Consider the following 8,570-nt stretch of genomic DNA (forward strand, 5'->3'; position numbering starts at 1 on the left):
GAAATTTCATTATTTTACCAACATCAGATTTTTAAGCAAGTCAATTTATGCAATTAATCAGAGATTTGCGCGCATGTGATGATAATTTTGTAAAAAATTGTGGCGAATGATTGTTGGGATGATTGATTTTTTGGGGTTAATTCAGATACAATTAATCCAAATCTAGCCTAATGATGCAGGTGGTATAATGACAGAGAATAATACACAAATTAACAATAAAAACAATGTCTTGCAGGACATTCTTAGTCATTCATCACCTCAAAATAACCGCAAAATTCCCCCGCTTGAGAAATGGTCGCCCACGCGCATTCACGACTTTGATATTTTTATCGCGGATAATGCAGAATGGTATCATGAAGGTGATAAGATGACTCGTCAGTCATTGGTTGATTTGTTTGCCAGCGTGCTTTGGGGTCAGGTGGGTAATGATGGCGTGAAGCGTTATTTTTTGAAGACACCCAGTGACATGTATCAGATTAAGGTGTTCGATGCGCCGCTACTGATCAACACCGTGGATCAAATCGAGCAAGATGACGTGACGTGGATTGAATTTGGTACAACCAATGGCGATAAGATTGTCCTTGATGATAATCCATTGTATTTTAAGGAATTTATCAAGGATGGCAAGGCAGAAGATCGTCTGTACATTGACACGCGCCATCAGCTGACGGCACGCGTGGGTGCTAATGTGCTGTATCATCTCATACAGATGGGCGAGCTGTCCGAAGAGGGCGATCAGACGATACTTACGCTCACAAGCGGTGGACGTACGCACCGTGTGGTAACCGAGGTGAGTCATGATTAATCAGCATCCTGATTATGTTAATGATCCAGAGAATGCACCGATTGGCGTGTTTGATTCGGGTGTTGGCGGGCTGTCGGTCTATCGACATCTAAAGGCGCTACTGCCCAATGAGCGATTTATCTATTATGCTGATACGGCGAATGTCCCGTATGGTAATAAGTCTGCCGATGAGATTCTATTGTTAACCTTGCAGGCGGTGGCAAGGTTGTGCAAGCGCGGCTGTAAGCTCATCGTCATCGCGTGTAATAGCGCATCAGCGAACGCACTACCTACCATCAGAAAGCGATGCAGTGTGCCCATTGTAGGTCTGGTGCCTGCTGTAAAACCCGCCTGCGCCAAGACTCAGACAAACAAAATCGCCGTATTGGCAACGCGCGCCACCTTGTCGGGGCATCTGCTTAATGATGTCATCGATGAAGTAGCGACCCCCAATGGCATCACGGTACAAAAACACTTCGAGCCGATGCTCGTGCCATGGGTGGAAGGCGGCATGCCCATCGACAGCCATGTGGCAGACCTACTCATCGAGCAGATGCGCCTGTGGTCAGATGATGGTGTGGATGTGGTGGTGCTGGGCTGCACGCACTATCCATTTTTTCGAGAGTTTTTACAGGCGTATATCGACAAAAACAACCTTAGCATACATCTGATTGATTCGGGTGCTGCTATTGCTCAGCGCGTCAAGTCGCTGCTGAATGCTTATCAGATTGGTGCCAATTCGCCCAAGGATCTGCCACTGACTCTGTACGCCAGTCATTTCGATGAGCAGCTGGCCAGAACCGTGGGCGGGCTGATTGATGATCAGGTGAAATTCGTGGGTCATGACTTTTTGCCATTGGCCGATGATGTGCTGTAAGGCAAATGTAGAAAAATGTAACCGCGCATGGATTAGCATTGTCAAAGCGCTTTAAATTTGGTCTAATGGTATCAGACCAACATAACCGCAAAGGAGATGACCATGTCAGAATCAAAGCTAAATGAACAAATCAAAAAATTCGATGAACTGCAAGACAGCATGCACGAAGCCGAAAAAAACCGCACGCTTGAAGAGCAAGTGGCCTACCTAAAATCACAAGGCATTGACCCATCAAAATCCTATGCCAAATGGGATGATGACCAAGAAGAAGAGTGATGGCTTGCTGCCTATTGCAATGAGTGCATAACTCTAAATTTAACAAACAAAAGCCCAATCGCCAGGATTGGGCTTTTGTTTGTCTGTCAGATTAGTTTGGCACTAATGAGATGGTGCCATCAGCATTCACCACGCGGCGATATGTCTTAGGTGCAACCGTCTGAGCTGGCACTTGAATGATGCGTGCCGGCGCATAAGTTGGCTGAGCTTGAGTTGGCGCGACCGATGGTGCTTGCTGTACAACAGGGCGTACAACTTGAGCAGGCTGAGCGACTGGGTTAGCTTGAGCTGCGCCGAGGCTCGTGCTCACGCGGCTTGTGATTAGGCGATGGAATTTTTGACCTGCGCGACCATCTGGGCTAACGCCTGCTTGTCGTTGATAATCCATGATGGCGCGGCGCGTATTATCGCCGATGATGCCATCGACTTTGCCGATGTCGTATCCTGCATTTAGTAGCGCTTGCTGAATTTCTTTGGCTTCACGGCGGCTGATGCCAGGATCGTCAGTTGGCCAAGGGGTGGCAAAATTAGTGTTGGTATCAGAATTCTCAATCAGCGTTGATAGATGAGCGATGGCAAGTGCGTAGCTCTCTGATGCGTTATAAGAATAGAAGGTATCGAAGTTCTTACCCACTAAGAACGCAGGACCTTGGCGACCTGCTGGCAATAGCAGACCTGCCGATGCCATGTTATTTGGCAACGGACGACCATCTGGTAGGGTGATGCCTTGATTCTGCCAGTGACTGATGGATTTTTTGGCAGTGCGTCCGCTTGAGCCCGTGTAGCCGTTTAGGCGGACTTCATAGCCCCATGGTTCACCTGCGCGGTAGCCACGTTTGGTTAAGAAATTGGCGGTACTGGCAAGCGCATCTGCCTTAGAATTCACTAAGTCCTTGCGCCCATCACCATCAAAATCCACCGCCAATTCCAAAAAGGTACTCGGCATGAACTGTGTCTGTCCGAATGCACCTGCCCATGAACCTGTCATGTCAGATGGGCGGATGTCACCGTTTTGGACGATTTTGAGTGCGCTGGCAAATTCACCACGAAAATAACTCTGACGACGATCAAAGCAAGACAAAGTTGCTAAGCTGGTGAATAGGTTCTTGCCGCCTAATGTCTGACCAAAGTTACTCTCAACACCCCACACGCCAAGCACGTGCTCAGGCTTCACGCCATAGCGTGACTCGATGCGGCGCAGCACGTCGGCCTGCTCAGCGCGAGCTGCCAGACCATCTGCCACACGTTCACTATCAACAAGTGATGCGTGATAATCCCATGGGTCTTTTTTAAATTCAGGTTGGTAGTTTAGCGAGCGGATGACGCTGGGGTCAGGTTCGCTGGGGCGATACATCTCAAAGGTGCTACCAGAGATGCCGCGAAAGGCGGATGAATGCTTGAGATTATCTAAGCACTGCTGGAACTGTGCATTTGATAGATAAGGCAGATCATTGGCCTGTGCGCTAGAGAATGCGCCGATGCTTGCTAGGGCAAGGCTGATTTTGGTTAGGGTTTTCATAATTGTCCTAAAAATGGCAAAAGTAGCTATAGAGTACAAAATTTTTGCTTATTTAAAAAGTAAAATTGATAAAATCAACCGATGGGCAAGATTTGAGTAAGGTATCGGCTGATTTTTGAGCGTATTTAGAGATTTTGTGCGATTTTTTGGCTGTGGCGCTCAAGATACCATAACAAGAAAACCGCCGCCACCGCCAGAGAAATCACAAGCGCCGTCCAGAATCCATAGATGCCCATGTCATAATGAAATGCCAAAAAATACCCTGGAATCAGACCGCAGCCCCAGAATGCGATGAGATGAATCAACATGGGAACGTTCGTGACCTTGTAGCCGCGCAGGGCGTAGCTTGCCACGCATTGAATGGCATCGACCAGCTGGAATGCCGCAGCGAATAAAATCACGGTCGCAGCGATGCCAATCACCGTCAGATCATCGGTGTACATGTCCGCCAATGGGTAACGCAAAACAATCAAAAACGCCGCCGTAACAAATGAGACAGCGATGGCGGATGAGATGGCGACACCTGAGACATAGCGTGCGCGTTTTGGTTTTTGTTGTCCTAGGTAGTAGCCGGTGCGCACGGTTGAAGCGATGCCCATGCTCTGAGGCAGCATAAAGATAAGGCTGGTCAGACTAATCACGATCTGCTGGGCGGCGACATAGTTCTCCGTATCACCACTAAGTCGCGCCACCAAGAACATGATGCAGGTAAATAAGCTAACCTCAATAAAAAATGACAAGCCAATCGGTGCGCCTAGGCGGGTAATTTCTATGAAGGTTTTTAGGTTGGGGGCGGTGACTTTATCTGTTAGACCAAACGGCTTAAAATACACGTCTTTGGCGATATAAATAGCCAGCACGACGGCATTCACCCAGAATACCACCGCAGTCGCCAAGCCGCAGCCAGCACCGCCAAGCGCAGGCATGCCAAATTTGCCATAAACAAAAATCCAATTCAAAGGAATATTAAGCGCAAAGCAAATCCAGCTGACGATCATGATCGCACGAGGGCGATTGAGGCTGGACGCATAGGCATGTAGCGCACGATGCACCATGGCAGCAGGCATGGCAAGCCCGATAAACCAAATATAACTCTCGGTGATGGCAAGCGTCTCTTGATTTAAATCAAAAAATGCCTTAAATGGCGCGATCGCCACCCACATCGCCAACATCCCAATGATGCCCATCAGCAGTCCATACCACAGACCCTGACGTCCCATCTCGCCAATCTCATGAGTAGCCTTGGCACCGTGCTGCTGAGCGATCATGGGGTTAAGCGCGCTCATCACACCCATTAAGGTCACATAGACAGTGACGAACAGGCTGCTGCCCAGTGCTACCGCTGCCAAGTCGCCCTTGCCCGCACCGCCTGCCATGACGGTATCGACAAAGCTCGTGCCGACTTGGGCGACCTGAGCCAGTAGCATGGGTAGGGCGAGTGCGATGAGAGCTTTTAGTTCTTTTTTGTAGGTGCTGATAGAATAAGCGGTGACGTCTAGCATGATGAGCCGAATGTGATGAATGAGGCGAATTTCGCCAATAAAGATTCAAAAAATAGATGAAATTCGTTGGCGTGTAGTATAAAGAAAAACGCCCAAAAAGTCCATGTAAAGCCCAATCGTATCTATGATAAATAAACCAAAAAATAGGGCAGAATATCCATCTTAAGTGCGTGCGCGGGCACAATGGGCGTGGCTAAAGACAAATTTGGATTGATTATTGTCAATTTATACTTCTAAAGTAGTATTCTGCGCCCTATTAGATGGATGACTATCGATGTTTGTTTTGTTAGACTTAGCTTACATCCATAGCCGAGGCAACGCCCAGCCGATTAACATGAAAACATCCGTCCCCACCTACCACGCCAAAGCCCCCTTTGCTGACATGGGCGGGCAAGGCTCACACACCCAACTTGCCCCCACCCCGCTTGTGGACGGATTTAACAGACAGCTGACCTACCTACGCCTATCGGTTACCGACTTTTGTAACTTTCGCTGTGATTATTGCCTGCCAAACGGCTATCAAGGCAAACGTCCCGATGACGAGCTGACACTTGCCGAGATTGACGCGCTTTTTGACGGCTTTGTCAGCCTTGGCACAAAAAAAGTGCGTCTGACGGGCGGAGAGCCGTCCGTTCGCCGTGATTTGGCGGACATCATCGCCCTTGCCAAACAGCATGGCATTGCCAAAGTTGCCATCTCATCAAACGGCTATAAACTTGCCAAACACCTATCATCTTGGCAAAACGCAGGGCTTAATCAATTAAATCTGAGCATTGACAGCTTTGATAAAGACGTATTTAAAAAAATCACAGGCTTTGATATATTGCCCACGTTATTAAATGACGTGGATAGATTATTAGAGACGACTGATATTAAATTAAAAATGAACGGTATTTTAATGCACGATACCGCTTATGATAATTTATTATCCGCCCTTGATTTTGTCAAAGAACGTCCTGTGACTTATCGCTTTATTGAATTTATGCAAACCAGCGATAATGCCGATTTGTTTTTTGCTCAAAATCAAACCGCTCATTTTATCAAAGACCACCTTATCACACACGGCTGGCAACCAAAAACCAAAGCCCAAGACGATGGGCCTGCCATTGAATATATCCATCCTGATTATGCAGGCAGTATTGGCATTATTGAGCCGTATGCCAAAAACTTTTGTGATAGTTGTAATCGCCTAAGGGTGAGTAGTCTTGGCAAAGTGCATTTGTGTTTATTTGATTCTCAAAATTATGACATTCGCCCTTATCTTGCCACACAAGACAAAAAAGGGCTGATGACAGCATTAAAAAGTCTCATGCCAATCAAACCTGAACATCATTATTTGGACAGCCATAGCGGTATGATGAATAATTTATCGCTCGTGGGCGGTTAGTTATTCCTATGATATGATGTTGTTTTTAATGTAAAGGTGTTCAATCATGACCGCAGAGACAATCACACAAGCAGATGACTTGCCAAGATTTATCGGCACATTAACCGATGTACGAGCAGGCAAGGTAGAGCCGTTCGTGCGTGGCGTGAGTGCCATTAACAAAATAGCGATTGAAGGTAGCATGACGGTGAATTTATTGGGTCTGTCTGAGGATGAGCAGGCGGAGCATAAATTCCACGGTGGACATCTAAAAGCCCTGCACCAAATGCCCATCACGACCTATGACGCCATCAATCAAGAATTTAATTTGAACGCACCCATCGGTTCATTGGGTGAGAACCTAACCGTGATGACAGCAGGCGAGCCGATGTGCGAGGATAATGTCTGTATTGGCGACATTTATCAGTTTGGCGAGGGCGATGACAGCGTGCAAGTGCGTCTGATACAGCCACGTCGCCCTTGCTATAAGATTAATGACAAGCTTGGCAATGCAGGCGTGTCCTATTTCGTGGCACGAGAGGGCATTGCAGGGTGGTATTATCAGGTGGTGCGAACTGGGGTGCTTCATGCGGACATGCCTGTTTATCTTATTGACCGCCCTTATCCTTTTGCTAATTTGACAGCGTTATGGTCATTAATTAACCAAAAATCTGGCATTGAGGCACAGACGGCGGATAAATGGCTTGGCATTGACTGCCTAGAAATTAGCTGGAAAAAGAAAATCTACGACAAACGTTCAAATAATTGATATTTAATATATTTTTTAATTTTAAAAGGGCAATCCTATGTGTGAACTTTGCAATAACCCCAACCACATCGCTCCACCAAAAGCGGACAAATCATTTATCCCGCTCAACATCGCCGTGCTGACCGTCTCCGACACCCGCACGCTGGACGAGGACACGTCAGGGCAATATCTGACGGACAGTATCGTCAAAGCAGGGCATACGCTCATCGACCGCAAACTCACGACAGATGACATCTACCAAATCCGTGCCGTGATGAGTGCATGGATTGCCAACCCTGATGTTCATGCCGTCATCAGCACGGGCGGTACGGGCTTTTATCATCGGGACAATATGCCAGAAGCGGTGTCGGTGCTATTTGACAAAGAAGTAGCAGGCTTTGGCGAGATGTTTCGCCTGCTCTCCAAAGATGACATCGGTATGTCCACCTTGCAATCTCGGGCGGTGGCAGGCATGGCGAACAGTACGGCAATTTTTTGTCTGCCAGGTTCAACAGGGGCGTGCCGTACGGGCTGGGAAGGCATTTTGTTAGAACAGCTTGATAACCGCACACGCCCATGCAACTTTGTGCCACATCTCATGCGTCAAAATCCCACGCACGGCTAAGCCACAAAGACAAAAGGTAAAAGGGTAAAAGGCAAAACCATGATGATTGGTCTATTGATTTTGGCAGGGGGCAATTCTCGGCGTATGGGTTCGCCCAAGGCGTTGCTGCCTTTGCCAACTCATCAAACATTGCTCGATTTTCATATTAATAATGCCAATATGTTAAATCTGCCGATATTACTTGGCGATAATGATAAGAATTTTTTGGATAAAGGTTTTTTAAAAAACACCAATTTGGTAAATTCATCTGTTGTTATCATTGATGACTATATCAAAAATGCAGGGGCGTTATCTTGTATATTATCCGCTTTTTATTATTGCCAAAATCATTTTATTAATCATCAAGATAAATCAACAGACAATAATTTATCCGATAACTTTTTAATGGTGATTAGCTGTGATAATTTGATTGATGTTGGTCAAATTTTTAATTTATTAAAAAAGACTGATTTAAAAAATCATCATGGGGCGTATTTAAAAGACACATTAGGCGATAAAGATTATCCGCTATTGGGCTGTTATTCATTATCCTTATATGATGAATTAAAAGTGTATTTGGATAGGGGCGAGCGGTCTGTGATGAAATTTTTAAATGATAAAACCATTTGCCAAATACCCATGCCACTATCCATGCCAACAGATTGGCGAAATCTTGCCAATTTTAATACGCCTGATGAATTTAAAGTGGCATTGTCGTATTTTAAGGGGTAGATTTGACTTTTTCAATTAAAATGTATTCCAAAATTTGGATATGTAGGGGCGAATCACATTCTCCCAAACTAATCATCATATAGGTTAAATGACAATTTACCCAAACCCAATTTCCCAAAACAAACCACAAAAAGAGCAATCATGAATCTTACCCATTTAGAC

9 protein-coding genes are annotated in these 8,570 nt (G+C 46.2%); 7 read left to right on the plus strand and 2 right to left on the minus strand.

What is annotated here, in order from left to right:
* Positions 1-187 precede the first annotated feature (187 nt).
* From GY683_RS03670 to GY683_RS03680, 3 genes are all read left to right on the plus strand, one after another.
* Positions 188-805 (plus strand): DUF1285 domain-containing protein, encoded by a 618-nt coding sequence (locus GY683_RS03670; RefSeq protein WP_297287461.1) that lies wholly within the window; start codon positions 188-190, stop codon positions 803-805.
* The gene (murI, locus tag GY683_RS03675; RefSeq protein WP_297287462.1) at positions 798-1,661 is read left to right on the plus strand and encodes a glutamate racemase; all 864 of its coding nucleotides are present in this window, start codon (positions 798-800) and stop codon (positions 1,659-1,661) included. The genes GY683_RS03670 and murI overlap by 8 nt, the downstream gene beginning before the upstream one ends.
* A gap of 102 nt (positions 1,662-1,763) precedes the next feature.
* Positions 1,764-1,937 carry a hypothetical protein gene (locus GY683_RS03680; protein WP_226997789.1) on the plus strand — a complete coding sequence of 58 codons (174 nt, stop codon included), beginning with the start codon at positions 1,764-1,766 and terminating at the stop codon, positions 1,935-1,937.
* A 91-nt stretch (positions 1,938-2,028) separates the two neighbouring features.
* Here GY683_RS03680 and GY683_RS03685 read toward each other — a convergent pair whose 3' ends face one another.
* Positions 2,029-3,456 (minus strand): lytic murein transglycosylase, encoded by a 1,428-nt coding sequence (locus tag GY683_RS03685; RefSeq protein WP_297287463.1) that lies wholly within the window; start codon positions 3,454-3,456, stop codon positions 2,029-2,031.
* Positions 3,457-3,581: 125 nt separating this feature from the next.
* A complete protein-coding gene (locus tag GY683_RS03690; RefSeq protein ID WP_297287464.1) occupies positions 3,582-4,958 on the minus strand; it encodes an MATE family efflux transporter in 1,377 nt (458 codons plus the stop codon).
* A 274-nt stretch (positions 4,959-5,232) separates the two neighbouring features.
* Between GY683_RS03690 and moaA the strand changes: the two genes are divergently transcribed.
* Genes moaA through GY683_RS03710 form a run of 4 tightly spaced genes read left to right on the plus strand, consistent with a single transcriptional unit; the run spans position 5,233 to position 8,408 of the window.
* Positions 5,233-6,345: a GTP 3',8-cyclase MoaA gene (gene moaA / locus GY683_RS03695; protein ID WP_297287465.1), complete on the plus strand. Its 1,113-nt coding sequence runs from the start codon at positions 5,233-5,235 to the stop codon at positions 6,343-6,345.
* A gap of 46 nt (positions 6,346-6,391) precedes the next feature.
* A complete protein-coding gene (locus GY683_RS03700; protein ID WP_297287466.1) occupies positions 6,392-7,093 on the plus strand; it encodes an MOSC domain-containing protein in 702 nt (233 codons plus the stop codon).
* 37 nt (positions 7,094-7,130) lie between these two features.
* A complete protein-coding gene (moaB, locus tag GY683_RS03705) occupies positions 7,131-7,697 on the plus strand; it encodes a molybdenum cofactor biosynthesis protein B (RefSeq protein ID WP_297287467.1) in 567 nt (188 codons plus the stop codon).
* Positions 7,698-7,736: 39 nt separating this feature from the next.
* The gene (locus tag GY683_RS03710; RefSeq protein WP_297287468.1) at positions 7,737-8,408 is read left to right on the plus strand and encodes an NTP transferase domain-containing protein; all 672 of its coding nucleotides are present in this window, start codon (positions 7,737-7,739) and stop codon (positions 8,406-8,408) included.
* The last annotated feature ends 162 nt before the right edge of the window (positions 8,409-8,570 follow it).

This window comes from Moraxella sp., assembly GCF_024227015.1.
In the GTDB taxonomy this organism is placed as follows: domain Bacteria; phylum Pseudomonadota; class Gammaproteobacteria; order Pseudomonadales; family Moraxellaceae; genus Moraxella.

Coding starts and splice junctions, on each gene's coding strand:
- GY683_RS03690 (WP_297287464.1), bottom strand. CDS start 4,958: ATGCTAGACGTCACCGCTTATTCTATCAGCACCTACAAAAAAGAACTA.
- GY683_RS03685 (WP_297287463.1), bottom strand. CDS start 3,456: ATGAAAACCCTAACCAAAATCAGCCTTGCCCTAGCAAGCATCGGCGCA.
- moaA (WP_297287465.1), top strand. CDS start 5,233: ATGTTTGTTTTGTTAGACTTAGCTTACATCCATAGCCGAGGCAACGCC.
- GY683_RS03710 (WP_297287468.1), top strand. CDS start 7,737: ATGATGATTGGTCTATTGATTTTGGCAGGGGGCAATTCTCGGCGTATG.
- GY683_RS03670 (WP_297287461.1), top strand. CDS start 188: ATGACAGAGAATAATACACAAATTAACAATAAAAACAATGTCTTGCAG.
- moaB (WP_297287467.1), top strand. CDS start 7,131: ATGTGTGAACTTTGCAATAACCCCAACCACATCGCTCCACCAAAAGCG.
- GY683_RS03700 (WP_297287466.1), top strand. CDS start 6,392: ATGACCGCAGAGACAATCACACAAGCAGATGACTTGCCAAGATTTATC.
- GY683_RS03680 (WP_226997789.1), top strand. CDS start 1,764: ATGTCAGAATCAAAGCTAAATGAACAAATCAAAAAATTCGATGAACTG.
- murI (WP_297287462.1), top strand. CDS start 798: ATGATTAATCAGCATCCTGATTATGTTAATGATCCAGAGAATGCACCG.